The sequence below is a fragment of the Actinomadura vinacea genome, assembly GCF_039532545.1.
GTDB lineage: Bacteria > Actinomycetota > Actinomycetes > Streptosporangiales > Streptosporangiaceae > Spirillospora > Spirillospora vinacea.
Window position 1 is genome coordinate 436,557 of sequence record NZ_BAAARW010000039.1, and the last position, 23,692, is coordinate 460,248.

Consider the following 23,692-nt stretch of genomic DNA (forward strand, 5'->3'; position numbering starts at 1 on the left):
CGCGGGCGGACCGTTGCCGGGATCCGCCGTGGAACCCCAGGTGAGAGGGCACCGATGAGCGGACCGCTGCGCGTCTCCATGACCGGCCTCGCCGACGGCGCCGCCGACGGGCCCCTCCTGGACGAGGACGGCGCGGTGCTCGATCCGCTCGTCGCCGTCGACCTCGAACGCCCGCGTCCGGAGGGCGCCGATGCCGGCACCGCCGGACGGGCGGTCCGGCGCGCGCGGGCCTCCGACCGGCTGCTGGTGGGGGTGCTTCCCGCCGGAGGCCCGGCACCCGCCCTTGTGGACGCCCTCGACTTCACCCTCGCCGGCCCCGGCACCCAGGCCGGGCGCGATGTGATCGTCGTGTCCGACACCGGGAAGGCGCTCCAGGACGTGCATGACGCGGTGACCCGCAATCCCCGGGCCTCCCTGGTACTGCGCGACGTCCTGCGGGCGACCGAGGCGATGCCCGTCTCCGCCGCCCTGGACGTGGAGTCGTACGCCTACTCCACCCTGCTGGCGGGGCCGGAGTTCGCGCGCTGGCTGGCGGCGCGCGGCCCCCGTCCGCGGCCGCCCGAGGCCGCGGAGCCGGTGCTGTCCGACCGTGCCGGCGACCTGCTGCACATCACGCTCAACCGGCCCGAGCGCCGCAACGCCTACGGGCGGCAGGTACGCGACGCGCTGGTCGACGCGCTGCGGGTCGCCGTGCTCGACGACGGGATCGGCCGCGTCGTCCTGGACGGCGCCGGGCCCTCGTTCTGCGCCGGCGGCGATCTCGACGAGTTCGGCACGACGCCCGACCTCGTGACCGCCCATCTCGTCCGTACCCGCGGCGGCGCCGGACGGCTTCTGCACCGCCTGGCGGAGCGGACCGAGGTGCGCGTCCACGGCGCCTGCGTCGGCGCGGGCATCGAGCTGCCCGCCTTCGCCGGGACGCTGGTGGCCTCGCCCGGCGCGACGTTCCGGCTGCCCGAGGTCTCTATGGGGCTGATCCCCGGCGCGGGCGGTACGGTGAGCGTCCCGCGCCGCGTCGGCCGGCACCGGGCGCTGCATCTGGCCCTGACCGGAGCGCCGATCGACGCGGCGACCGCCCTGGCCTGGGGGCTCGTCGACGAGATCGAGGGAAAGGGCTGAGACGCCGCGCGATCAGGAGGCGGCTTCCGGCTCGAGGTCGCGGACGGTCCGTCCATGGGTCCCGCTGGGCGGGGGCGCGTCGGCGGCGATGTAGGGCGCGGCGCCGCGCAGGAAACCGCGGATCGATTCCGCGAACAGTTCCTCGGCTGAGCGCGTGTTGACTTCGACGGCCTTGGCGAGCGTCGGCTCGGTGGCGGCGTCGACCTTGGTGAAGACCCGCCCGCCCTCCTCCGGAGGCTTGGCCGCCTCGCTGATGGCGGCGCCCAGGGTGAGCTTGTCCAGCCCGTCGAGTATGAGCACGTGCTGGTCGGCGGGCACGCCGAGTTCGGCCAGGAAGCGGGCGCTGGCCTCGTAGGTCCTGATCAGCACGTCGCGGGGCATGAACTGGAGCAGTACCGGCGCCGCGTTGCGGTGGCGCAGCACCGCCTCGCGGAAGTTCAGGCTCAGGACCACGAACCACTCCAGCCAGTTCGGGGCCGCCCGCTCGTCCGGCATGCGGGTCTCCAGGACGATCCGCCGGGCGACGCCCCGGAGGATCTCCGCCTTGTCGTGGAAATGGTGGTAGAGCGAGGGGGCGCGGACGTTCAGCTCGCGGGCCAGCCGCGGCAGGCTGAAGGCGTCGAGGCCCTCGGTGTCGATGATCTCCAACGAGGTCTCGATCGCCGCTTCATACCTGATCAGCGGCTTCGCGGGGCGTGCCATGAATGTCATTATCCGCGACTTCCGGACCGGCGGTCGCGGCCGCTTGCCGGTTTCACCGTTAACTATTACCTTTAGGTTATTGTGTGCCGACAGGAGGGCGGAAGGAATGTCGGGAACAGTCCGGACGGCAACCTACTGCCGGGTCTGCGAGCCGGCGTGCGGGCTGGTCGCCACCGTCGTCGACGGCGCCCTGGCCTCGCTCGAACCCGACCGCGGGCATCCGGTCTCGCGCGGCTTCGCCTGCCGGAAGGGCCTGGCGGGCGCCGAGATCCACCGCGACCCGGACCGCCTCGACCGCCCCCTGCACCGGGTCGGCGCCGAGCTGACCGCCCGGAGCTGGGACGACGCGGTCAGCGGTGTCGCCGCCGGGCTCTCCTCGCTGCTGGAGCGGTACGGGCCCCAGAGCATCGGGCTCTACATGGGCAATCCGGCGAGTTTCAACTCCCAGGTCGGGATCGGGACGCCCGAGCCGTTCCACCGGATGGGCGTCACCCGGGTGTTCAACTCCGCGACCCAGGACTGCAGCAACAAGTTCGCGGCGGCCACGGCGATGTTCGGCACCTCGGCGCTGCATCCGCTTCCGGACGTCCGGCGCACCGACGCGCTGCTTTTGCTCGGGTCGAACTGGCGGGTGAGCAAGGGCAGCTTCGTGGTGCTCCCCAACGCCTACCGGGAGCTCACCGAGGCCGCGGCCCGGGGCACGCGGATCTGGTTCGTCAACCCCAGGGAGACCGAGTCGGCGGGCCCGCGGACCGGTGCCACCGTGCCGATCAGGCCCGACACCGACGTCTACCTGCTCGCCGCCCTGATCCACGAGATCGACCGGACCCGCGGCTTCGCGCCCGAGGCCGCGGCGCAGGGGTCGAATCTCGACGGCCTGCGCGCCTTCGTCCGGGACTACCCGCCGGAGCGCGTCGCGGGCGTCTGCGGCGTCGACGCCGCGGACATCCGGGCGCTCGCCGCCGAGTTCGCCGCCGCGCCGCGCGCCGCCGCCCACATGTCGACGGGCGTGAACATGGGCCGCCAGGGCATGCTCGCGTACTGGCTGATGACGATGCTCGTGCTCGTCACCGGCAACCTGGACCGGGCGGGCGGCAACATCGCGGGCCGCGAGGTCTATCCGTCCACCCGCAAGGCCCGCGGCGACTTGGCGGCCGACCTCGTGGACGGCGAGTTCGGCCCGATGCGCCGCGGCCACCTGCCCGGCGCGCTGCTCGCCGACCACGTCCTGGACGCCGCGGAGCCGATCCGGGCCCTGGTGGTGATCGCCGGGAACCCGCTGCTCACCCTTCCCGGGGAGGAGCGCCTGCGGCGGGCCCTGGACGCGCTCGAACTGCTGGTCGTGATCGACCTCTATCCCAACGCCACCGGCGAGCACGCGGACTGGCTGCTGCCCGCCGCCGACATGTTCGAGCGGGCGGACGTGAACATCTCGAACCTCGGCATGCAGCACAGCACCTTCGTCCAGTGGACGCCCGCCGTGGTCGAGCCCCGGCACGAGCGGCGCGAGGAGTGGTGGATCCTCGCCCGGATCGCGCAGGAGATGGGACTGCCCTCCGTGCTCGACGCGGCCGATCCCGACGCCGCCCGGTGGTCGCGGGTCGACCACATGCTCGCCGCGGGCGGCCTGACCCGGTCCGAGGTGATGGCGGAGCCGCACGGCGTCGCGGTGGGCGACGCGGAGCCGGGCGAGCTGTTCGCCCGTTGCCTGCAGACCGCGGACGGCCGGGTCGACTGCCGCCCGGCGGTGTTCGACGCCGCGGTGGAGCGCTGCGCCCGGATCTTCGATGAGCTGTCGGCCGAGCCGCCGGACGTGCTCAAGCTGATCGCCGGGCGGGACGCGAAGTCGCAGAACTCCTGGTACGCCAACGTGCCCGAGATGAAGCGCGGCGCCCGGGACCGCAACCCGCTCACCCTGAACCCGGCGGACGTCGGACGGCTCGGCATCGCCGCGGGCGACGAGGTGGTGGTGCGCACTGCCTGGGGAGAGGTCAGGGCGACGGCCGCGGTCGATCCCGGCCTGCGCCAGGGCGTGGTCGCCATGGAGCACGGCTGGGGCCTGCAGCCGGGGCTGCGGCTCTCCCGTGAACGGCCGGGGGTGAACGTGAACCGGCTGATGCCGCACGGACCCGGCAGCTACGAGCCCGAGTCGAACATGGCCAGGCTGACCGGGATACCCGTCGAGATCCATCCGGCCTGACCGGACGGCCTGCTCAGCGGCCTGCCGGGGGAGATCCGCACCGGACAGGCCGGTCACAGGTCCAGTACCAGCTTCGGGGAGGCGGCCCACGGGAAGATCACATCGCCCTCGGCCCGTTCGGCGTCGGTCAGCAGGCTGTCGCGGTGGTCGGGCGTGCCGGACAGCACCCCCCGCCGCGACCCGGCGGATCATCGGCAGCAGCGGCGTGATGCCGATCCCGCCCGCGACGAACGCATAACCGGGCGCGTCCACCAGCCGGAAGTTGTTACGCGGGCCGCGGACCTCCACGGCGTCCCCGACGCGCAGGTGCCGGTGGACGAAACCGGAGCCGCCCCGCCCGCCGGGCTGAACTCCGCCCAGGTCGACCGCCGATCTCCGTGGATCAGCGCGGGGCGTGCGGGGTGCGCGAGCGCCACCGCCTCCAGGACGTCGGCGTAGTTCCAGCCTGTCATGCCCGGCCTTTCGTGAGACTGGGTTAATCCTAATGACATTAGATTTAAATCTCAAGGTCCGGTGCTGGCGGTACCCGTCCGCGGGTTCTTGTCCGAAATAATCTAATATCGTTAGGCTGGGTGGGCGTCCGCACGACAAGGAGCGTCCATGTCCGACTTCCGTGCCCGGTACGAGAGGCACGTCCAGCACGTCCTCAAGGGGGATCTCAAGTCCGCCCTCGCCGAGATGGTCCAGGAGAACCTGCCGCACGTGTTCGACGGGGTCACCGTCCCCGGCCGCACCGTGCACTCGCTGCGGATCGTCGACGTCCGGCGGGACGGCGAGGTCTGGATCGGCGAGACCGTCTACGTCACCCCGGAGGGCGGGATCGGGCTCCGCTCCATCTGGGAGGAGCACGACGGCGTGTGGCTGGCGGCCCGGCTGGAGAACTTCCCGGTCGAGGACGCCTCGTGATCCCCTGCGGTCCGGCCGGGGACGGCTTCGACGCGGCCTACTGGGAGGGGCTGCGCGAGGGCGAGCTGCGGATCCAGCGCTGCGCCGGCTGCCGGACGTGGCTGTGGGGCCCGCGCCGGATATGCCCCAACTGCCACGGCTTCGAGCTCGGCTGGGAGAGAGTCCCTCCGACCGGCACGGTCTACTCGTGGTGCCGCACGCACCATCCCTACATTGCGGAGTTCGCCGACCTCGTCCCCTACGTGTCGGTGGTCGTGGCGCTGCCGCAGGCCGGAGGCGTGCGGCTGCTCGGCCTGCTGACCGGCGACGACGACGCCGAGGTGCGCATCGGCGACCGGCTGACCGGGTACGTCGACACGCCCGCCGGCGCCGAGTGGCCGCTGCTGCGGTGGCGGCGCGGGGAAGGGGCACCGGCATGAGCCCGTCCTCGATGCGGGGCGCGGCGGCGGTCGTCGGCGTCGCTGATCTGCACTACAAGCGCGGCCGGGCCCCGGACGGCGAGCACCGGCTGGCGCTGGAGGCCGTTCTCGAGGCGTGCCGGGACGCGGGGATCTCGCCGCGCGAGCTCGACGGCTTCGTCTCCTACGCCGGCGGCGACCTCAGCGGCCCGGTCCTGGGCGCCGACCTCGGCATCCGCGAGCTGCACTGGTCGACCATGGTGTGGGGCGGGGGAGGGGGCGGCGCGGCCGCCGCCGTCACCACCGCCGCCACGGCGATCGCGGCCGGCCAGGCCGAGTGCGTCGTCGCCTTCCGGTCCATGGCCCAGCGGGACACCGGGCGCCTCGGCTACGCCGAGTACTTCTACGACAACCATTACCTGGCCCATGGCGTCGGCGCGCCGGCCCAGGTCTGCGCGCTGCGCACCCAGCGGATGCTGGAGCACGAGGGCGTTCCCGCGAGCGCCCAGCGCGCCCTGGTGCTCGCCGCCTACCACCACGCGCAGAACAACCCGACCGCGGCGGGCCACGGACGCCCCCTCGACGAGGAGGGGTACGCCGCCGCCCGGATGATCGTGGAGCCCTTCCGGCTGTTCGACTGCTCGCGGGAGAGCGACGGCGCGGTGGCCCTGGTCCTCGTCTCCGCCGAGCGGGCCCGCGAGCTGTGCCCAGACCCGGCGTACGTGATCGGCGGGGCGCAGGGCGCGCCGGGCGGCTACTCCTCGCTGACCGAGAACGACACCGCCTACGCCACCGCCGGGTTCGGGGAGCGCCCGGACTGCCGGGGCGTCGCGGGGCGGCTCTGGGACGCCACCGGGCTGAAGCCGGACGACATCGACGTCGTCCAGGTGTACGAGAACTTCAGCGGACCGGCCGTGGCGTCGCTGATCGACCACGGGCTCTGCCCGCCGGGACCGGCCGCCGGCGAGGTCCTCGTCTTCGAGAACCTCATCGCCCAGGGCGGCCGGCTGCCGGTGAACACCGGCGGCGGCAACATCGCCGACTCCTTCGTCAACGGGATGGGGCTGGCCGTCGAGGCGGTCCGGCAGGTGCGCGGCACCTCGGTGAACCAGGTGGCCGGGGCCGGCACCTCGCTGTTCATCGGCGGGCCGATGGCGCCGCTGGTCGGCTCGGTGGTGTTCGGCCGCGAAGAGGTGCTCTGACGGTCACACGGCCGCCCGATCAGGTCGCGCTGGAGCTCGGTCGCCCACAGCCTGGCCTTGGCGGTCGTGGTCGCTCTCGAAAAGGTCGCTCTCCACAGCGTTCTCCTTGTCTCGCGCGGCGCCGGGTAATCTCCGCCGATGAATGTTAATCTAATGCTTATAGGCTAAAAACTCCCGGTCAACCGTGCGCGAAGGGGATGGACATGACCGTTCGAGAAGAGCTTCTGATCGGCGGCGAGTGGCGCAGGCCGGCCGCGGCCGCCCGGATCGCCGTCGTCTCCCCGTCGACCGAGGAGGTCATCGCGGAGGTGCCCGACGCGGGCCCCGACGACGTCGACGCGGCCGCCCGGGCGGCGCGGCGCGCCTTCGACGGCGGCGCGTGGCGCGGCCTGTCCGCCGCCGAGCGGGCCGGGATCCTGGAGCGCGCGCTGGGCATCCTGGAGTCGCGGATCGAGGAGATCGGACGGCTCGTGACCGCGGAGATGGGGTTGTCAAGGCGAGCGGGCTCGGCCGCGAACTCGGCCCCGAGGGACTGGCTCCGTACCTCGCGCTGAAAGCGGTCTACCTGCGGCCGGCTCGCGGGACCCCGGGCCGCGGCGTTGCCCTCGGCCAATCTAAAGCTATAAGGTATATGAAATTAAAATCGCGGCCGCCCTTGTTTGATCACCCTTTCCGGTGGTATGCGGCGCGTTTTCAAGGGAAAGGGGATGTCGCCGGATGGATCGGCATCTGATGATCGACCGCGGCGCGTGCGCCGGGCACGGCCTCTGCTACGGCGCCGCGCCGGAGATCGTGGACTGCGATGACCAGGGCGACCCGGTCGTGGTCGCCGACCCGCTGCCCGAGTCGCTGCTGGACCGGGCCGGCTCGCTCGTCCGCGGCTGCCCGGAACGCGCACTCACGCTGCGGGTTTCCGAGGGACACAACTAAACCTTATGGGGTTAGGATTAGAGAAAGAGGACGCGATCAGGAGGCGGCGATGACGCAATCCCTTGTCCCGAAGAACGAGCGGATCCGCCGGACGCTGGATCATCTGCGCCATGACACCACCGACGAGTTCGACGCCGTCCGTCCGTTCGGGCCGGAGGAGTTCACCGATCCCGAGATCGCGCGGGCCGAGCGGGACAGGGTGTTCGGCCGGGTCCCGTCCATCGTGGCGCACGGCGGCGAACTGCCGAAGCCGGGCGACTTCATGACGCTGCGGACGCCGCGCAACCAGGTGATCATCGTCCGCCAGAGGGACGGCTCGGTGAAGACCTTCGTCAATCTCTGCCGCCACCGCGGCGCGCTGCTGGAGGACCGGGAGAAGGGTCGGTGCCGGCTGTTCTCCTGCGGCTACCACCGATGGTCGTACGACCTCGACGGCTCGCTGCGCGCGATCACCCGGGACGGCACGTTCGGCGAGATCGACCGGTCCGAGCACGGGCTGATCGAGCTGCCCACCGAGGAACGGCACGGTTTCGTCTGGGTCGTCGACGACGCCGGCGCGCGGATCGACGTCGCGTCCTGGCTCGGCCCGGAGATGGACGAGATCCTCGGCGGCCACGGCATCGAGGGCCACGTCTGCTTCCGGGCCGAGGGCTTCGACGAGCCGGTCAACTGGAAGATCATGCAGGACGCGTTCCTGGACGGCTACCACATCCAGTACGCCCACCCCAACACCGCGGCCAAGCACATCCACACCAACGTCATGGCCGTCGAGGACTTCGGCAGGCACGCCAGGTTCATCGCGCCGCGCAAGACGATCGACAGGTTCCTGGAGGAGCCGCCCGCCGCCGACGAGGACCTGTCGAAGTACGTCACCGAGACCCACTTCCTGCTCCCCAACAGCACGCTGCTGCGCCAGCCCGACCATTTCCAGCTGCTGACCTTCCGCCCGCACCCGTCCGAGCCCGGGCGCTGCCGGATGGAGATGCGGCTGATCGTCCCCCCGGTCGAGACGTCCGGCCTCGACGAGGACCGCTGGAACCACCTCTGGGAGAAGAACTGGAAGATCCTCATCGCGGTCCTGCACCGGGAGGACTTCCCCCTGCTGCGCGGCTCGCAGGCCGGGATGGCGAGCGCGAGCGCCGGCGGGATGCTGCTGGGCCGCAACGAGGTGGTCAACCAGATCTTCCACCGCGAGCTGCGCAGGCTGACCTCGTGATCGACTTCGCCTGGTACACGGATCTGGAACCCGGCGTCGAGGCCGAACTGCGGGAGATGCTCGCCGGGGCGGCCCGCGAGGACGAGGAGGCCGGCTTCCCGCGGCTCTCCGCGGAGGACCCGGTCGAGCCCGGAACCCGCCGGCTGCTGGTCTGGCTGCTGCCCGACGAGCGTTCCGGCGTGGACGCCCCGGCGGTCCCGAGCCTGGCGGCCTACCTGCGGGTCGAGCCGCCGCGCGATGCGGACGGCGGGGCCGGAGAGCTCTCCTACGTCGTCCGGCCCGGCTACCGCTCCCGCGGCATCACCACGCTGCTGCTGGAGAAGATGGGGCTGGACCCCGGCGGGGAGGACGGTCCGCAGCGGAGCGGGGCGCCGGTGCTGCGGGTGTGGGCCCGCGGGGATCATCCCGCCGCGCTGCGCCTGTCGCTGCGGTTCCGGTGCCTCGGGATCGTGCCGGAACGGCGCGAATGGCGGTTGCTGATCCCGCTGCGCGAAGGACGCGCGATCGGCACGGGCGCGGAACCGGGCGGCCCCGGCGTCCGTGAAGCCCCCGGCGCGGCCGGGCGCACGGCGGCGGCCGCGCTCTGGGCCGCGAGCGGACGGCGTCACCTGCCGCCCTCCGACGCCCAGGTGCTGATCAGCGGGAGCGGCGAGGCCCCGGACGGCGCGGTGTGGATCGACCCGCGGCCGGGTGAGCGGACCGATTTCGGCGCCGCGGGCAGGCTGGTCGCCGTCGCCACGCGGCAAGGCCGCGAAGGCCGCGAGGAGGATCCGCTGATCCGGGCGCTGCTCGTCGCCGGCCTCGAACGGCTGCGCGACGCGGGGCTGCGCGCCGGGGCGATCGCGGTCGACGCCCGGAACCGGCCGCTGGTGCACGAGGCGCGCTCCCTGGGGTTCACGCACGACCGGACCGATGTGCGGTACACCCTGCGGTCGCCGATCGCGTTCACCTCCGAGTCCTGACAAAGTGTCCCGAAAAGCCGTGACGATCTGCGAAAACGCCAAGAATCCCGCTCGGGGTATTGCGGGCATTGTCTAATGGCTTTAGATTAATTTCGCTGTTAGGTGGGGCACATCGCGGCCGCCCCCGCGCGGAAGGCGTAGGAGGTTCCATGAGCGGATCGGTCAACGACGCACTGGTCTGGTGGGCCCGAGTCGCGCCCGATGCCGTCGCGATCGACTTCGACGGCGACGCGATCGGCCATCGGGCGCTGTCGGGCTGGGCCGACGGCGTGGCGGCCGACCTTCGCGCCAAGGGCGTCGGCCCCGGCGACCGGGTCTCCGTCCTGGGCGCCAACAGCCTGGAGTGGTGCGCGGTGGCCCTGGGCGCCTGGCGGCTCGGCGCGATCGTCGCCCCGTTCAACCAGCGGATGCTGGCCCGCGAGCTGGCCGCCCTGGTCGAGGACTGCGAGCCGGCCGTCGTCTACTGCGACGCCGCGCTCCGCGAGCGGCTGGAGGAGGTCCACCGGGCACGGCCGACGTTCGGGATCGGCGCCCTGGAGGACGTCGCGAAGCTGTGCGGCGCCGGCCACGACGCGGTCGCCGCCCCGGTCGGCGAGCCGTCCGACCCGACGGCGATCGTCTTCACCAGCGGCACGACCGGGCGGCCGAAGGGCGTGGTCTTCACCCATGCCACGATCGCCGGCGAGATGCACGAGTGGTCCCTGATCGAGCCGATCGAGCCGAACGGGCTCCGCGTCCTGATGGTGCTGCCGCTTTTCACCGCCGCCGGCGTCATCTGGGGCCTGGCCCGCACACTGCTGCACGGCGGCACGTTGCTGCTCCAGCCGTCGCTCGACCCGGCCAGGGCCGTCCAGGTGATCGCCGACAAGAAGGCGACCACGCTCACCGGCCCGCCCATCGTCTTCGAGCGGATCGCCGCCGCCCCCGGCTTCGCCGAGGCCGACCTGTCCAGCGTCACCACCGCGCACTGCGGCGGCGCCCGGGTACCGGTGGACCTGCTGCGCGTCTGGCAGGAGAAGGGCGTCTCGCTCCGGCAGATCTACGGGCAGACCGAGATCGGCGGCTCGGCGACCGTGATGCCGCGCGACGAGGCCGCCGCGCACCCCGAGAAGTGCGGCTGGGGCGGCATCTTCACCAGGATCCGGGTGGTCGACTCCGGCGGTGCCGACTGCCCGCCCGGCGTGCCCGGCGAGATCCTGCTGCGCGGCCCCGGCATGATGCCCGGCTACTGGCGCAACGAGGAGGCGACCAACGCCGCCCTCGTCGACGGCTGGCTGCGCACCGGCGACATGGGCGTCCTGGACGAGCACGGCTACCTGACCTTCGTCGATCGCATCAAGGACATGATCATCTCCGGTGGGCTCAACATCGCGCCGCTGGAGATCGAGAGCATTCTCCAGGAGCTGCCGCAGGTGGGGGAGGTCGCGGTCATCGCCGTCGCCGACCCCGAGTTCGGCGAGACGCCCGCGGCGCTGATCCGCGCCGCCGGCACGCTGACCGAGGCCGAGGTCGTCGCGCACTGCGACGCCCGGCTGGCCGACTACAAGGTGCCCCGCTACGTGGTCTTCGCCGAGTCCGATCTGCCGCGCATGGCCAGCGGGAAGATCGCCAAACGGGAGTTGCGCGAGACCTACGCCGACGTGCCGAAAACCCACCCCAAGGTGCGCTGAGCCCCGTCCGCGTTCGTCGCGCCGGCCGCGAATGACCTCCATATGAGCCCGAAATGCCCAATCAATTAATTTGCAACGGATTTCTGCCGCGGGGCCTCCGGGTAGGTCGTCGCTGTGCGAGTCGTCGTCGATCTCACGCGCTGCCAGGGGTACGGGCAGTGCGCCTTCCTGGCTCCGGACGTGTTCACGATGCACGGCCAGGAAGCGCTGGTGTACGACACCGACCCGGATGACGAACAGCGCGAGCGTGTACTTCGGGCGGCGGCGGCCTGTCCCGTCCAGGCACTCCATGTCGACCGGCTGGTCACCCAGCACAGGACCGTCCGGCCCGAACTGCCACCCTCGCCTACGGGCGGTCAGGACGAGTTCAAACGCGACGGCCGCATCGTCATCGTCGGCGCGTCCCTGGCGGGCGGCCGGGCCGCCGGGGTGCTGCGCCGGGACGGCTTCACCGGCTCGCTGACCCTGATCGGGGACGAGCCGCACCAGCCGTACGACCGCCCCCCGCTGTCCAAGCAGGTGCTGACCGGCCGGGTCGCCGCCGAGCGCACCATGCTGCCCCATCTGCGCAAGATCGATGTCGAGTGGCTGCCGGGGACCCCGGCGACCGGGCTGGACCTGGCCGCCAAGCAGGTGCGCCTCGCCGACGGCCGCAGGATCGGCTTCGACAAGGTGCTGATCGCCACCGGCTCGCGGGCCCGGCCGTGGCCGGACGAGGCCGAGGCCGCGCTCGACGGCGTGTACGTCCTGCGAACCCTGGAGGAGGCCGAGCGGCTGCGCCGCCGACTGGCCGGCGGCGTCCGCCGGGTCCTGGTCATCGGGGCGGGCTTCACCGGATCGGAGGTGGCGTCGGCCTGCCGCGAGCTCGATCTGCCGGTGACCGTCGTCGAATCGGGACCCGCTCCGCTGTTCGGCGCGCTGGGCGGGGTGATCGGCGCGGTCGCGGCGGACATGCAGCGCGCGTCCGGCGTGGACCTGCGCTGCGGGGTCAAGGTCGCGGCGCTGGAAGGCGACGCGGACGGACGGCTGCGCGGGGCAAGGCTGACCGGCGGCGGCACGGTCGAGGCCGACGTGGCGGTGGTCGCGCTGGGCGCCGTCCGCAACGTCGAGTGGCTGCGGGACTCGGGGCTGGCGGTCGGCGCGTGGGGGGTGGCCACCGACGCGGGCTGCCGCGCCGTGGACATCAACGGCCTGGTCACCGACGACGTGTTCGTCGCCGGTGACGTCGCGCGGTTCCCGCATCCGGTCTACCACTACCAGTTCATGTCGCTCGAGCATTGGGGCAACGCCGTCGCGCAGGGCGAGATCGCCGCCCACAACATGATCAGCGACCAGGCCCACCGCTGGCCGCATCTGGCGCTGCCGGTCTTCTGGTCCAACCAATTCGGCACCAACATCAAGTCGGTCGGCGTGCCGACCTTCGCCGACGAGGTCGTGATCGCGCAGGGCTCGGTGGCCGAGCGCCGGTTCGTCGCCGCCTACGGCTACCGGGGCCGGATCACCGCCGCGGTCACCTTCGACCAGGCGATGTGGCTGGACTTCTACCAGGGCCTGATCGAGCGTGCCGCGCCGTTCCCGCCCGACTTCCGCATGGTCGGCCGGAGCGACGGGGCCCGTCCCGTCCCGGCCGAGGTGCCGCCGCGGATCGTCCCGGCCGAAGGAGCGACCGTGGTGGTGACCGGCCACGATCCGGCCGAACGTCGCATCTCGGTCCCCGACGGGATCAGTGACCGCTTCGGCGACGAGACCTAGTACATGGGGAGGCGCCGTGGAGCCGGCCGGCATCTATGAGCAGATCCACCAGTTCTCCAACCGGGCCGACCCCTACCCGCTGTACGCCGAGCTCCGCGGGACACCGGTGTCGCGGCAGGAGGACGGCAGCTACGTCGTCAGCACCTACCGGGAGATCGTCGCGCTGCTGCACGATCCCCGGGTCAGCTCCGACCGCCGCAATCTGGCGCACCCGCCCGCCGCGGCGGAGGGCCTGCCGGCCGCCTTCATCGGTCTCGACCCGCCCGAGCACGACCGGCTCCGGCGCCTGACGATGCGGCATTTCGGGCCGCCCCACGCGCCGGGCAAGGTCGACGGCATGCGGGCCGAACTGCTCGAGATCATCACGGGCCTGATCGACGGCATCGCGGACCGGAAGCGGGCCGACATCGTCGACGACATCGCCTACCCGTTCCCCGTGACGGTGATCTGCCGCCTGCTCGGGGTGCCGCGCGAGGACGAGCCCCGCTTCCACGTGTGGGCGGAGGAGATCGTGGAGACCCTCGGCCCGGGCGAGGGCGACATGGCCGAGCGGGCCCGGAGGCGCCAGGCCGCCGTGCTCGCGCTGGGACGGTACCTGGGCGAGCTCGCCGAGGCCCACCGCCGGGACCCCGGGGACGACCTGCTCTCCGGCCTGGTCACCGACGATGGCCCGGACGGCCCGATGTCGGCGACCGAGGTGATCACGACCGCCGCGATGCTGCTGGTCGCCGGGCACGAGACCACGGTCAATCTCGTCACGAACGGCATGCTCACCATGCTGCGCAACCCATGGCTGCTCGAACGGCTGCGCAAGGAGCCGGACCTGGTCGTCCATACCGTCGAGGAGCTGCTGCGCTTCGAACCGCCGGTGCAGTTCCTGCCGCAGCGCGTGGCCCTCGACGACATCACCGTCGCGGGCGTCACCATCCCCAAGGGCTCCTCGATCGTCCTCGCCCTCGCCTCGGGCAGCCGGGACCCGGCGCATGTGCAGGACCCGGACCGCTTCAACCCCGATCGCGCCTACAACCAGCACCTCGGCTTCGGCGGTGGCGTGCACCACTGCTTCGGCGCTCCGCTGGCCCGGCTCGAGGCCCAGATCGCGCTCGGCGAACTCGCGCGCCGGCTGGTGAACCCCCGCCTCGTCGCCGACCCGCCTGCGTACCGTCCCAGCTCGACCCTGAGAGGCCCGCGCCACCTCGACATCGAGTACGACCACGTCACCCCGCGCGACAACCAGCGGTGATATCGATTCGAATATCAATCGATGTTTCATGTCAATATTGGACATGAGTCGTCGGGCTTTGCTCTGATCTTCCGCATGAGACCCCGATTCCGACTGCGGACCCAGGTGGGCGTCGCGGTGATGACGACGTCCGCCCTGCTCGCCTCGGCCTGCGCGACGAGCGCGCCCGCCGTGCAGACGGGTGCCGCGAAGCCGGTCGCCAGGACGGGCGGCGCGGTGCCCGCCCGGATCACCGCGAACCCCGAACTCCAGCGCAGACTGCAGGACCTCGAAGCGTCCTACAAGGGGCGCATCGGTGCGGCGGCGATCGACGTGGGCACGGGCAAGGCCGTCGGCTATCGAGCGAGCGAGCGGTTCCCCTTCAACTCCATGTTCAAGGCGTACGCGTGCGCCGCGGTCCTCCGCAAGGCGCGCGACACCGACCCCGGCCTGCTCGACCGGATACAGCGCTGGAAGCCCGAGGAGGTGCTGGAGAACTCGCCGGAGACCAGGGAGTACGCCGACACCGGCCTGACCGCCGCCCAGCTCTGCCGCGCGGCGGTCACCAAGAGCGACGGCTTCGCGGGCAACCTGCTGCTGAGGCAGATCGGCGGGCCCGCCGGGCTGACCCGGTACTTCCGCTCCCTGGGGGATCCGCTCAGCCGGCTCGACCGCTACGAGCCCGACCTCACCCTGTGGAAGCCCGGCGAGGAGCGCGACACCACGACGCCCGCGGCCGCCGCGGGCAGCCTGTCCCGGATCACCGTGGGCGACGCCCTCGACGCCCGGGACAGGGAGCGGCTGGTCGGCTGGCTCCGCGGCTCCCTCACCGGTAACGCGCGCATCCGGGCCGGCCTGCCCAAGGACTGGACGGTCGGCGACAAGACCGGCACCGGTGGCGCGAGCAACTACGGAACCGCGAACGACATCGCGATCGCCTGGCCGCCCGGATCCTCCGCGCCGATCATCATCTCGGTGCTCACCAACCGGAACACCAACGGCGTCGCCGCCGACGATCAGGTGATCGCCTCCACGGCCACCGCACTGGCCGAGGCCCTCGGCCGACTCTGACCACCCACCACCGTCCGCTTCATCGCCGGGCCGCGGCGTGTCACCCCGCAAAGCCGATCTCAGGGGTGGCACGCCGCGCGTGCGCTCGCGCGGGATCGTCGTGATCAGCGGAGATATCCGGTCACGATGGAGCAGATCTCACCGGCCAGTTCCTCCGGGTCGAGCTCCGGGCTGTGCGAGATGAAGCGGTGGGTCAGCGATTCGATGATCGCGACGACGTACCGTGCGGTCCGCGCCGGTTCGGCGACCTTCAGCGCGGGGTCCGCGCGCAGCAGCGCCGCCACCGCGGCGGCCGCTTCGGCTTCGGCCTCATGGAAGCCGAGGACGAGTTCGGGCGGCCGGGGCGCCTGCTCGAAGAGCACTTGGTGCAGACCCGGGTTCTCCGCGTGCAACCGGACGACCGCGCGGGTGAGCGCGGGGAGCCACTCCTCCAGAGGGCGGGGCTCGGCGAGGACCTGCCGGACGACCTGCGCGGCGTGGTCCATATGCCGCTGGACGAGGACGAACAGGATCGCGTCCTTGTTGGGAAAGTACTGGTACAGCGAGCCCACCGACAGCCTGGCCTCCGCGGCGATGCGGTCGGTGGTGCCCGAGGCGTAGCCGCAGTCGGCGAAAACCTGAGCCGCCGCGTCGAGGATGCGCTCACGGGTGCGCCGGGAGCGCCGCTGTTGGGGCATCTTCCTGGGCTTATGGGTGGGCCTGGACGGTGGCATGGCGGGTCCTCGGACGCGAGTACAAAAGGCGAGGTTTTCCTCATATTCTAAGCCGGTCCGTCACACCCCCAGGAGGTATTCGATGACGACAGGCATGCCGACCCCTCGCGCCGCCGAGCGGACGGCGCCGCCCTATGAGGCCGTGCCGTTCCTGCTCCCCTTCGTGGTCTACGTGCTGCACACCCTCGAGGAGCTGCAGGGCTTCGCGGCCTGGGCGACCAAGCACTTCGGGCCGGAGACCACGGGCATGTTCGCGGGCTATCACATCCCGCTGATGCTGCTGGTCCTGCTGTGCTCGTGGCGGGCGATGGTCGCGGATCGGAACGGTGGCTGGGTGGTGCTGGCCACCGCGTTCCAGTGGCAGTTCAGCGTCAACGCGCTGTTCCACCTGAGCAGTTGGGCCCTGCTCGGCGAGTACGCGCCCGGCGCCGTCACCGGAGCGGTGGTGTCCATTCCGGCGACGGTGTTCTACATGTGGTGGGTCCGCAGCCAGGAGCGCGCGACCAGTCGTGAGATCGCACTGGCGCTGGTGCTGGGGTCCGTCATCGCGGCTCTGGCGATCGGCTTCCTGTTCCTGTGAGCGTTGACGCCACCGCCGCGATGTGGAAGTCTGATGCGCAATATATGAGAATGTAATTCTCGGGCGCGAGGAGAGCCGATGCCCAAGGGGTACGTCATCTTGACCGAGGCCATCAAAGACCAGGCGGGCATGGACGCCTACGGCCGGGCGGCCGCGCCCTTGATGAGTCAAGGCCGGGTCTCCATCCTGGCGGTCGATTCACAGCCCGAGGTCCTGGAGGGCGATTGGCACGGCGACCGGACGGTCGTCCTCGAGTTCGAATCGGTGGAGGCGGCCCGGGCCTGGTACGAGTCGGCCGAATACGAGAAGGCGAAGGCACTGCGGCAGGCCGCGGCCGACACCAACGCCGTGATCGTCTCCGGCCTTTGACCGCCGGAGCGAGCCGGAAGGGAAGAGCCTCCCCACAGCCGATTCCGAGCCCTCCACCCGCCCCCGGTGAGATCAGGGGATGACGTCGGCGACGATCGCGATCGGGCCCTTCCGGCACGTGGAGAACCGGCCGGTGGTGGAGGCGGCCGCCGCCGTGTTGCTGGTGCAACGCCAGCCGCGAACGCTGGCCACGCCCGCGGAGCCCTGTTTGGGGGTGCCCGGCCGGTAGTACGTGCGGAAGACGCTCTGAACGGTGGCGCACGTCGTCCGGCCGCTCGACACCGCGACCGCGACCAGTTCGCCGTTGGCCGCCTTGACCTCGCCGCAGCCGGTGCGCGGCCCGACGAGTTTCGGCTGCGGCGCGCTCGGCTTCGGTGTGCCGGCCGACTCACCGGTGGCGGACGGGCTCGCCGCCGGCGCGGTCGTGGCGGGGGCTGACGAAGGCGCGGCCTTGGGGGATTCCTTCTCTTGGCATGCGCTCAGGGCGAGCAGCAGTACGAGGGCGGACGGGAGCAGGCGGGAACGCAAGGGTCGACTCCGCGGTTCGACTTCAAGATCGGCCGAGTGTCTCATGCGCGGCCGGTGAGGCCGCAAGGCGAGGTCGTGCGGGCAGGGAGGGGCCACCGATCGGTGGACGACAGGTTCGGTGGTCGTCGCCCTGGAGCAGGGCCTGCTGAAACGTCCGTGAGGGCGCTGGTCCCGGCTAGGCCGGGTCCAGGTCGCCGACGATGGCGTTGGCGATGCGGATGTCGGCTGCGGCGAGGTTGTGCGTCATGACGTCGCGGGCCGCCCGCGGGTCGCGGTCGCGGAGCGCGGCGAGCAGTTTCTCGTGCCGGTGCTTGCGCGGCACGCGCCCCTCGTCCAGCGCCTGCACGCGCAGGAACCACTGGACGTGCGTGTGCAGCCCCGCGAGGATCTCCGTCATCCGGGGCACCCTGGCCAGCTCGGCCACCGCGAGGTGGAAGCCCGAGTGCAGGGAGAAGTCCATCTCCTCATGGCCCGCCGTCCACTGCTCCTCGTCGAGCCGCTCCAGCCGTGCGATGTCGTCGGGCGTCGCGAGTTCGGCGGCCATCGCGGCGGCCTCGGGCTCCAGGAGGCGGCGCAGCAGGTAGACGTGCCGGACGTCGCGTACCGTGATGTGGCGCACCATCCAGCCGCGGCGGGGCAGGGTGTCGACGATGTTCTCGACCGCCAGCCGGCTCAGCGCCTGCCGTACGGGCGTCTTGCTCGTGCCGTAGCGCTCGGCCAGTTCGGCCTCGATGATGAGCTGGCCGGGACGCAGATCGCACCGGAGGATGTCGGCTCGCAGTAATCCGTAGACCCGTTCCTGCTTGGGCTCGGGGCGGTCGGTCTTCATCACGACGGATGATAGCAGTAGCGTCCGTGAGAAATTTCAGTAGGATTTCTCACGGACTTTAAGTTGACATCTCATCTCCTGCTATCCCACCCTGGATTGTCTGATATGCCCCGGTACCAGGGCGGATGGCTGACCGCCGGGCGCTACACGAGCCAACGGCGATGGAGGATGGCGAGATGCTAATGCGGGCGGGGCGGGGCGGACGGGTCGGCGTGCGGGGCGGCATAGTGCTCCTGGCGAGTGCGCTCATCGGCGCCGCCGCGTGCAGTTCGACGAGCACGACGGCGGGCGGCGGGTCGCAGAAGACGGTGACGTTCGCCGGCTTCTTCGGGGTCTTCCAGGACCAGTTCACCGAGGCCGTGATCGAGCCGTTCGAGAAGCAGCACCCCGACATCAAGGTGAACTTCGTGCCGATCAAGAACTCGGCCGAGGTGCTGGGCAAGCTGCGCGCCACCAAGTCGCGCCCCGATCTGGACGTGGCGCTCATGGACAGCTCGGTGGCGCCGACCGCCAACACCGAGGGCCTGTTCGCCCAGCTCGACCCGGCCAAGGTCGGCAACCTGGCCAACGTCGACAAGGCGGGCCGCAACGGGAACTGGGGCCCGGCGCTGACCTTCGACAGCCTGTCGATCCTCTACAACACCAAGCAGGTCAAGACCCCTCCGACCAGCTGGAACGACCTGTGGGACGGCGCCTACAAGGGCAAGATCGCGCTGCCCATCGCCGACACCCGCGGGGTGGCGCTGATCGTGGCGCTGGAGAAGATCGCGGGCGCGAACTACCAGCAGAGCATCGACCCCGCGCTCAACAGGCTCAAGCAGCTCGCGCCGAACGTGCAGACCTGGAACCCGCAGCCCGACGTCTACACCGCGATCGCCTCGGGTGCCGACAGCATCGGCGTCGGCTGGAACGCGCGCGGCCAGATCTTCAACCGGACGTCCAAGGGCGCGCTGGCCACCGTGCAGCCCAAGGAAGGCAACGTGCTGCAGGTCAACACGATCAATCTGGTGAAGAACTCGCCGCGGGCCGACGCCGCGCAGCAGTTCATCGACTACGCGATCAGCGCGCCCGCGCAGGAGGCGTTCGCCAAGGCGTCCTACTACGCGCCGACCAACACCAAGGCGACGCTGCCCGGCGACGTGCTCGAACTGACCGCGCAGAGCAAGCAGCAGCAGGCCAACCGGATCCCCATCGACTGGGCGTGGATCACGCCCCGCTACAGCGCCTGGGTCGACCGCATCAAGCGCGAGGTCATCAGTGAGTGATCCCCTGGCTAGAGAAGACCCGCCCGAGCTGCGGCTCGACGCGCTGTCGAAGGTCTACCCCGGGCAGCGGGAGGCCGCGGTGTCCGAGGTCAGCCTGACGCTGCCGGGCGGGCGGATGCTCGCCCTGCTGGGGCCGTCCGGCTGCGGCAAGACCACCACGCTGCGGATGATCGCCGGCCTGGTGAAGCCGACCGGCGGCCGGGTCCTGCTGGCCGGCGACGACCTGACCCGTACGCCGGTGCACCGCCGGGGGATGGGCATGGTGTTCCAGTCGTACGCGCTGTTCCCGCACCTGGACGTGGCGCGCAACGTCGCGTTCGGGCTGGAGATGCGCAACGTCGGCAAGGCCGAACGCAGGAAGAGGGTCGCCGAGGCGCTCGACCTCGTCCGGCTCGGGCACCTGGCGTCGCGGCGGGTCGGGCAGTTGTCGGGCGGGCAGCAGCAGCGCGTCGCGCTGGCCCGCGCGATGGTGGTCCGGCCGGCGCTGCTGCTGCTCGACGAGCCGCTGTCCAACCTGGACGCCAAGCTGCGCGAGGCCATGCGCGACGAGATCCGCGAGTTGCAGCGGGCCGCGCGCGTCACGACCGTGTTCGTCACGCACGACCAGGACGAGGCGCTGTCGATGGCCGACACGGTCGCGGTGATGTCCGAGGGAGAGGTCGCGCAGGTCGGCGCACCCGAGGAGATCTACGAGCGGCCCGCCACCCGGTTCGTGGCCGACTTCATCGGCCGCGCCAACCTGCTGACCGGCACGGTCGTGGCGCAGCGCGACGGCGTCGCCGAGGTCGCGGTCGAGGGGTGCGGGACGCTGCGCGCCCGGGCCGACGGGCCGGTGTCGGGCGAGGTGACCGTGCTGCTGCGGCCGCACCGGCTGTCGCTGCTGCCCGCCGGGACCGCCGCCTCCGCCGACGCCGACCGGCTGTCGGGGACGGTCGAGTCCGCCAGCTACACCGGCGGGCTGATCTCGTACCGGGTCCGGCTCGGCGACCGCCGCGTCAGCGTCGAGCAGCTGACCGGATCGGGCCCGGCCTGGGCGCCCGGCAGCGAGATCGACGTGACCTGGCCCGTCGCCGACGCGCGCGTGCTGGCCGCCTGATGGCGGCGGGCACGACGGAACGGACGGGCGGCCGGGTCGCGCTCGGCCTGCTGCTGCCCGGCGTGCTGGCGCTGGTCGCCACGTACGGGCTGCCGCTGGTGTGGGTGCTGCGGATGTCGCTCAACGAGGGCCGGTCCGGCGGTGCGATCCAGCAGACCGTCACCGCCGACAGCTTCGCCAAGGTGCTCGGCGACGGGTTCTACTGGAAGGTGATCGGCAGCACCGTGCAGCTCGGCGTGCTGGTCACGGTGTGCGCGGTGGTGCTGTCCTACCCGATCGCGCTGTTCCTGTCGCAGACCACCAGCCGCTGGCGCGGGGTGCTCGTCGCGCTGGCCGTGGCGCCGCTGCTGACCTCCTCGGTCGCCCGCACCTACGGCTGGATGGTGATCCTCGGCGACCAGGGCGTGGTGAACGGGACGCTGCGCGACCTCGGGCTGATCAGCGGCTCGGTGCCGCTGGCCAACAACCTGACCGGGGTGGTGATCGCGCTCACCGAGATCTTCATGCCGTACGCGGTCCTGGCGATGCTGTCGGGCTTCGGCCGGCTCAGCGGCGAGCTGGAGCACGCGGCGGCCTCGCTCGGCGCCAACCGGTGGCGGGTGTTCTGGCGGGTGACGCTGCCGCTCAGCCTGCCGGGCGTGCTGACCGCCGCACTGCTGGTGTTCGTGCTGGCCATCAGCGCGTACGTGACCCCGGCACTGATCGGCGGCGGCCGGGTCTTCGTGCTGGCCACCGAGATCTACGACGAGGCGACCGTGCAGCTCAACTGGCCGGTCGCGGCGGCCCTGTCGGTGCTGCTGCTGGTGCTGTTCAGCACGATCGTGCTGGTCTACCAGCGGGCCAACCGCGCCCTGGAGGCGCAGTCCGGGAGGCCGTCGTGATGGGGCGGGCGCTGTGGCGCACGCTGATCGCGGCGCTGTACCTGTTCCTGCTGGCGCCGATCATCGTGGTGCTGATCGTGTCGTTCGACACCTCCCCGTACCTGGTGTTCCCGCCGACCGGATTCTCGTTCGGTTCCTACCGGCAGGTCTTCTCCAACGAGGGCTTCCTGAACGGATTCAGGGTCAGCCTGGTCGTGGGGGCGGTCGTGGCGGTGCTGGCCACGGCGATCGGGACGATGGCGTCGCTGGCGCTGGTGCGCGGCCGGTTCCGGGGACGGGGCGCGATGAACGCGGTGTTCCTGTCGCCGCTGCTCGTCCCGCACGTGGTGCTGGCGCTGTCGCTGCTGCTGCTGTTCTCGCCGTTGGCGCTCACCGACACCTACCTCGGGCTGACCCTGTCGCACCTGGGCATCGCGATCCCGTACACGATCCGCACCGTGTCGGCGTCGCTGGCCACGGCCGACACCGGTTGCGAGGAGGCGGCGCGGGTGCTGGGCGCCGGGCCGTTCACCACCTTCCGCCGGGTCACGCTGCCGCTGATCCGGCCCGGGCTGGTCGCGGGCCTGGTCACCTCGTTCCTGATCTCGTTCGACGAGGCCGTGATCTCGCTGTTCGTCGCCGGCAACCGGGTGTCGCCGCTGCCCGTCCAGGTGCTGCAGTACGTGCAGTACCGCACGGACCCGCAGGTGGCCGCGCTGTCGGTGTACCTGATCCTGCTCTCGGTGCTGGTCGTGATCGTGGTCGAGCGCAGCCTCGGCCTGCGGAGGACGCTGCGATGAACGATCTCACCGCGGCGATCGCGGCCGAGACCGCGCGGCGCCGGGACGAGCTGCTCGAACTGCTGGCCGAGCTGATCGCCGTCCCGACCGAGACCTCCACCGGCGCGGGCTACCCGGCGATCGTCGACCGGCTCGGCACCGAGTTCGCCGCGCTCGGATTCACCACCGAACGCGTCGACCTGCCCGACGACGTGGTCGAACGTGAGTGCAGGCCGTACCAGCCGCCGCGCGACGCCGTGCACGCCAACCTGCTCGCGCGGCGCCGCGTCGGCGACCGGCCGCAGGCGCTCTGGTACACCCATCTGGACACCGTCCCGGCGGGCCCGCGCGAACTGTGGGACACCGACCCGTTCACGGCCGTGGTCGACGGCGACTTCGTGATCGGGCGCGGCGCGTCCGACAGCAAGGGCGCCGCCGCCGCGCTCGTGACGGCGTTCCGGGTGCTGGACGCGATCGGCGCCGAACCGTCGGTCAGCCCCATGGTCGCGCTCACCACCGACGAGGAGATCGGCCCGTACACAGGGCTGATGTACCTGGCCGACACCGGTGCGCTCGACGGCGCCCGCTGGTTCCACAGCTGCGACGGAACCGCGACCAACATCGGCATCGGCTACTGCGGTGCGCTCAACTGGACGGTGGCCGTGCGCGGCGAGAGCGTCCACTCGGGCATCTCCTACCTGGGCCGCAACCCCGTCGAGGGGTCGCTGCCGCTGCTGGAGGAACTGCTGGCGACCAAGGCCGCCGTGCAGGAACGCCGCAGCCGCACCCCCGCCCAGTGGCCCTGGCCGGAGGGCCGGGAACGCGTCGGGCCGCTGCTCAACGTCACGATGGCGCGCGCCGGGGTCAAGCACAACGTCGTGCCCGCGACGTTCACGGTCGAGGGCGACCGGCGCATCATCCCCGAGGAGGACTGGGACGAGGTCGTCGCCGAACTCCACGAGACGGTCGACCGCGCCCGCCGCCGCACCCCGGGCCTGGACCTCGAACTGACGATCGCGCCGTTCTACCGGGACGGCTGGGCGGTGGAGCCCGACGCGCCGTTCGTCACCGCGATGGCGGAGATCGCTTCCACCGAGCACGGCGAACGCGTCCGCCCCGGCGGCAGCAGCGGCTCGTCCGACGTCTCCCACACCGCCCGCCGCCTCGGCGTCCCGACCGTCTCGCACGGCCTGGCCAGGCCCGGCGAGTCCCGCTACCACAGCCCCAACGAACGGGCCAGGATCAGCGACCTGCTCGCCCTGGTCCGCATCATCTGCCGCGGCGCCACCGAGCTCGGCGCCCCACCGGAAGGAGCATGACGCC

General features: G+C 71.7%; 24 protein-coding genes. 20 read left to right on the plus strand and 4 right to left on the minus strand.

What is annotated here, in order from left to right; genetic code table 11:
• Nucleotides 1-54 precede the first annotated feature (54 nt).
• On the plus strand, nucleotides 55-1,119 hold the full coding sequence (locus tag ABD340_RS43280; RefSeq protein ID WP_344597410.1) for an enoyl-CoA hydratase/isomerase family protein: 1,065 nt from the start codon (nucleotides 55-57) through the stop codon (nucleotides 1,117-1,119).
• Nucleotides 1,120-1,131: 12 nt separating this feature from the next.
• Here ABD340_RS43280 and ABD340_RS43285 read toward each other — a convergent pair whose 3' ends face one another.
• Entirely contained in the window at nucleotides 1,132-1,821 is a 690-nt protein-coding gene (locus tag ABD340_RS43285; protein ID WP_344597412.1) for a TetR family transcriptional regulator, read from the minus strand.
• A 106-nt stretch (nucleotides 1,822-1,927) separates the two neighbouring features.
• Here ABD340_RS43285 and ABD340_RS43290 point away from each other — a divergent pair, with 106 nt between their 5' ends.
• From ABD340_RS43290 to bla, 12 genes are all read left to right on the plus strand, one after another.
• Complete coding sequence (locus ABD340_RS43290) at nucleotides 1,928-4,021, plus strand: molybdopterin-containing oxidoreductase family protein (RefSeq protein WP_344597414.1); 2,094 nt, start codon at nucleotides 1,928-1,930, stop codon at nucleotides 4,019-4,021.
• A gap of 600 nt (nucleotides 4,022-4,621) precedes the next feature.
• A complete protein-coding gene (locus ABD340_RS43295; protein ID WP_344597416.1) occupies nucleotides 4,622-4,927 on the plus strand; it encodes a hypothetical protein in 306 nt (101 codons plus the stop codon).
• On the plus strand, nucleotides 4,924-5,346 hold the full coding sequence (locus ABD340_RS43300; RefSeq protein WP_344597418.1) for a Zn-ribbon domain-containing OB-fold protein: 423 nt from the start codon (nucleotides 4,924-4,926) through the stop codon (nucleotides 5,344-5,346). Before ABD340_RS43295 ends, ABD340_RS43300 begins: the two co-directional genes overlap by 4 nt.
• Nucleotides 5,343-6,527, plus strand: coding sequence for a thiolase C-terminal domain-containing protein (locus ABD340_RS43305; protein WP_344597420.1), 1,185 nt, complete (start codon nucleotides 5,343-5,345; stop codon nucleotides 6,525-6,527). Before ABD340_RS43300 ends, ABD340_RS43305 begins: the two co-directional genes overlap by 4 nt.
• A gap of 203 nt (nucleotides 6,528-6,730) precedes the next feature.
• Nucleotides 6,731-7,081 carry an aldehyde dehydrogenase family protein gene (locus tag ABD340_RS43310; protein ID WP_344597421.1) on the plus strand — a complete coding sequence of 117 codons (351 nt, stop codon included), beginning with the start codon at nucleotides 6,731-6,733 and terminating at the stop codon, nucleotides 7,079-7,081.
• Nucleotides 7,082-7,244: 163 nt separating this feature from the next.
• Nucleotides 7,245-7,457: a ferredoxin gene (locus ABD340_RS43315; RefSeq protein ID WP_344597422.1), complete on the plus strand. Its 213-nt coding sequence runs from the start codon at nucleotides 7,245-7,247 to the stop codon at nucleotides 7,455-7,457.
• 49 nt (nucleotides 7,458-7,506) lie between these two features.
• Nucleotides 7,507-8,673 carry an aromatic ring-hydroxylating oxygenase subunit alpha gene (locus ABD340_RS43320; protein WP_344597423.1) on the plus strand — a complete coding sequence of 389 codons (1,167 nt, stop codon included), beginning with the start codon at nucleotides 7,507-7,509 and terminating at the stop codon, nucleotides 8,671-8,673.
• Nucleotides 8,670-9,635, plus strand: coding sequence for a GNAT family N-acetyltransferase (locus ABD340_RS43325; RefSeq protein WP_344597424.1), 966 nt, complete (start codon nucleotides 8,670-8,672; stop codon nucleotides 9,633-9,635). The genes ABD340_RS43320 and ABD340_RS43325 overlap by 4 nt, the downstream gene beginning before the upstream one ends.
• Before the next feature lie 149 nt (nucleotides 9,636-9,784).
• Nucleotides 9,785-11,305, plus strand: a complete 1,521-nt coding sequence (locus ABD340_RS43330) for a class I adenylate-forming enzyme family protein (protein WP_344597425.1) — start codon at nucleotides 9,785-9,787, stop codon at nucleotides 11,303-11,305.
• A gap of 114 nt (nucleotides 11,306-11,419) precedes the next feature.
• Complete coding sequence (locus tag ABD340_RS43335; protein WP_344597426.1) at nucleotides 11,420-13,057, plus strand: FAD-dependent oxidoreductase; 1,638 nt, start codon at nucleotides 11,420-11,422, stop codon at nucleotides 13,055-13,057.
• Between the two features lie 16 nt (nucleotides 13,058-13,073).
• A complete protein-coding gene (locus ABD340_RS43340) occupies nucleotides 13,074-14,300 on the plus strand; it encodes a cytochrome P450 (protein ID WP_344597427.1) in 1,227 nt (408 codons plus the stop codon).
• Between the two features lie 75 nt (nucleotides 14,301-14,375).
• Nucleotides 14,376-15,350: a class A beta-lactamase gene (bla, locus tag ABD340_RS43345; protein ID WP_344597428.1), complete on the plus strand. Its 975-nt coding sequence runs from the start codon at nucleotides 14,376-14,378 to the stop codon at nucleotides 15,348-15,350.
• A gap of 104 nt (nucleotides 15,351-15,454) precedes the next feature.
• Here bla and ABD340_RS43350 read toward each other — a convergent pair whose 3' ends face one another.
• Nucleotides 15,455-16,027: a TetR/AcrR family transcriptional regulator gene (locus ABD340_RS43350; RefSeq protein WP_344597429.1), complete on the minus strand. Its 573-nt coding sequence runs from the start codon at nucleotides 16,025-16,027 to the stop codon at nucleotides 15,455-15,457.
• A gap of 118 nt (nucleotides 16,028-16,145) precedes the next feature.
• Here ABD340_RS43350 and ABD340_RS43355 point away from each other — a divergent pair, with 118 nt between their 5' ends.
• Complete coding sequence (locus ABD340_RS43355) at nucleotides 16,146-16,643, plus strand: HXXEE domain-containing protein (protein ID WP_344597431.1); 498 nt, start codon at nucleotides 16,146-16,148, stop codon at nucleotides 16,641-16,643.
• A gap of 78 nt (nucleotides 16,644-16,721) precedes the next feature.
• Entirely contained in the window at nucleotides 16,722-17,012 is a 291-nt protein-coding gene (locus tag ABD340_RS43360) for a DUF1330 domain-containing protein (protein ID WP_344597433.1), read from the plus strand.
• Between the two features lie 72 nt (nucleotides 17,013-17,084).
• On the opposite strand, the gene ABD340_RS43365 is transcribed toward ABD340_RS43360, so the two are convergent.
• Together ABD340_RS43365 and ABD340_RS43370 are read right to left on the minus strand one after the other, a co-directional pair.
• The gene (locus ABD340_RS43365; protein ID WP_344597435.1) at nucleotides 17,085-17,540 is read right to left on the minus strand and encodes a hypothetical protein; all 456 of its coding nucleotides are present in this window, start codon (nucleotides 17,538-17,540) and stop codon (nucleotides 17,085-17,087) included.
• 175 nt (nucleotides 17,541-17,715) lie between these two features.
• On the minus strand, nucleotides 17,716-18,369 hold the full coding sequence (locus ABD340_RS43370) for a GntR family transcriptional regulator (RefSeq protein WP_344597437.1): 654 nt from the start codon (nucleotides 18,367-18,369) through the stop codon (nucleotides 17,716-17,718).
• 176 nt (nucleotides 18,370-18,545) lie between these two features.
• Between ABD340_RS43370 and ABD340_RS43375 the strand changes: the two genes are divergently transcribed.
• The 5 genes from ABD340_RS43375 to ABD340_RS43395 are packed head-to-tail and all read left to right on the plus strand — an operon-like array spanning nucleotide 18,546 to nucleotide 23,688.
• Nucleotides 18,546-19,634 (plus strand): ABC transporter substrate-binding protein, encoded by a 1,089-nt coding sequence (locus ABD340_RS43375; protein ID WP_344597439.1) that lies wholly within the window; start codon nucleotides 18,546-18,548, stop codon nucleotides 19,632-19,634.
• Complete coding sequence (locus ABD340_RS43380; protein ID WP_344597440.1) at nucleotides 19,627-20,730, plus strand: ABC transporter ATP-binding protein; 1,104 nt, start codon at nucleotides 19,627-19,629, stop codon at nucleotides 20,728-20,730. Before ABD340_RS43375 ends, ABD340_RS43380 begins: the two co-directional genes overlap by 8 nt.
• Entirely contained in the window at nucleotides 20,730-21,611 is an 882-nt protein-coding gene (locus tag ABD340_RS43385) for an ABC transporter permease (RefSeq protein WP_344597442.1), read from the plus strand. Before ABD340_RS43380 ends, ABD340_RS43385 begins: the two co-directional genes overlap by 1 nt.
• Entirely contained in the window at nucleotides 21,611-22,390 is a 780-nt protein-coding gene (locus ABD340_RS43390) for an ABC transporter permease (protein ID WP_344597559.1), read from the plus strand. Before ABD340_RS43385 ends, ABD340_RS43390 begins: the two co-directional genes overlap by 1 nt.
• Nucleotides 22,387-23,688, plus strand: coding sequence for a M20 family metallopeptidase (locus tag ABD340_RS43395; protein ID WP_344597444.1), 1,302 nt, complete (start codon nucleotides 22,387-22,389; stop codon nucleotides 23,686-23,688). The genes ABD340_RS43390 and ABD340_RS43395 overlap by 4 nt, the downstream gene beginning before the upstream one ends.
• Nucleotides 23,689-23,692: the final 4 nt, after the last annotated feature.

What these genes read in the sequence shown, in the direction of transcription:
- ABD340_RS43280 (WP_344597410.1), top strand. Translation starts at nt 55, where the DNA reads ATGAGCGGACCGCTGCGCGTCTCCATGACCGGCCTCGCCGACGGCGCC.
- ABD340_RS43285 (WP_344597412.1), bottom strand. Translation starts at nt 1,821, where the DNA reads ATGGCACGCCCCGCGAAGCCGCTGATCAGGTATGAAGCGGCGATCGAG.
- ABD340_RS43290 (WP_344597414.1), top strand. Translation starts at nt 1,928, where the DNA reads ATGTCGGGAACAGTCCGGACGGCAACCTACTGCCGGGTCTGCGAGCCG.
- ABD340_RS43295 (WP_344597416.1), top strand. Translation starts at nt 4,622, where the DNA reads ATGTCCGACTTCCGTGCCCGGTACGAGAGGCACGTCCAGCACGTCCTC.
- ABD340_RS43305 (WP_344597420.1), top strand. Translation starts at nt 5,343, where the DNA reads ATGAGCCCGTCCTCGATGCGGGGCGCGGCGGCGGTCGTCGGCGTCGCT.
- ABD340_RS43310 (WP_344597421.1), top strand. Translation starts at nt 6,731, where the DNA reads ATGACCGTTCGAGAAGAGCTTCTGATCGGCGGCGAGTGGCGCAGGCCG.
- ABD340_RS43315 (WP_344597422.1), top strand. Translation starts at nt 7,245, where the DNA reads ATGGATCGGCATCTGATGATCGACCGCGGCGCGTGCGCCGGGCACGGC.
- ABD340_RS43320 (WP_344597423.1), top strand. Translation starts at nt 7,507, where the DNA reads ATGACGCAATCCCTTGTCCCGAAGAACGAGCGGATCCGCCGGACGCTG.
- ABD340_RS43330 (WP_344597425.1), top strand. Translation starts at nt 9,785, where the DNA reads ATGAGCGGATCGGTCAACGACGCACTGGTCTGGTGGGCCCGAGTCGCG.
- bla (WP_344597428.1), top strand. Translation starts at nt 14,376, where the DNA reads ATGAGACCCCGATTCCGACTGCGGACCCAGGTGGGCGTCGCGGTGATG.
- ABD340_RS43350 (WP_344597429.1), bottom strand. Translation starts at nt 16,027, where the DNA reads ATGCCCCAACAGCGGCGCTCCCGGCGCACCCGTGAGCGCATCCTCGAC.
- ABD340_RS43355 (WP_344597431.1), top strand. Translation starts at nt 16,146, where the DNA reads ATGACGACAGGCATGCCGACCCCTCGCGCCGCCGAGCGGACGGCGCCG.
- ABD340_RS43360 (WP_344597433.1), top strand. Translation starts at nt 16,722, where the DNA reads ATGCCCAAGGGGTACGTCATCTTGACCGAGGCCATCAAAGACCAGGCG.
- ABD340_RS43370 (WP_344597437.1), bottom strand. Translation starts at nt 18,369, where the DNA reads ATGAAGACCGACCGCCCCGAGCCCAAGCAGGAACGGGTCTACGGATTA.
- ABD340_RS43375 (WP_344597439.1), top strand. Translation starts at nt 18,546, where the DNA reads ATGCTAATGCGGGCGGGGCGGGGCGGACGGGTCGGCGTGCGGGGCGGC.
- ABD340_RS43385 (WP_344597442.1), top strand. Translation starts at nt 20,730, where the DNA reads ATGGCGGCGGGCACGACGGAACGGACGGGCGGCCGGGTCGCGCTCGGC.
- ABD340_RS43390 (WP_344597559.1), top strand. Translation starts at nt 21,611, where the DNA reads ATGGGGCGGGCGCTGTGGCGCACGCTGATCGCGGCGCTGTACCTGTTC.
- ABD340_RS43395 (WP_344597444.1), top strand. Translation starts at nt 22,387, where the DNA reads ATGAACGATCTCACCGCGGCGATCGCGGCCGAGACCGCGCGGCGCCGG.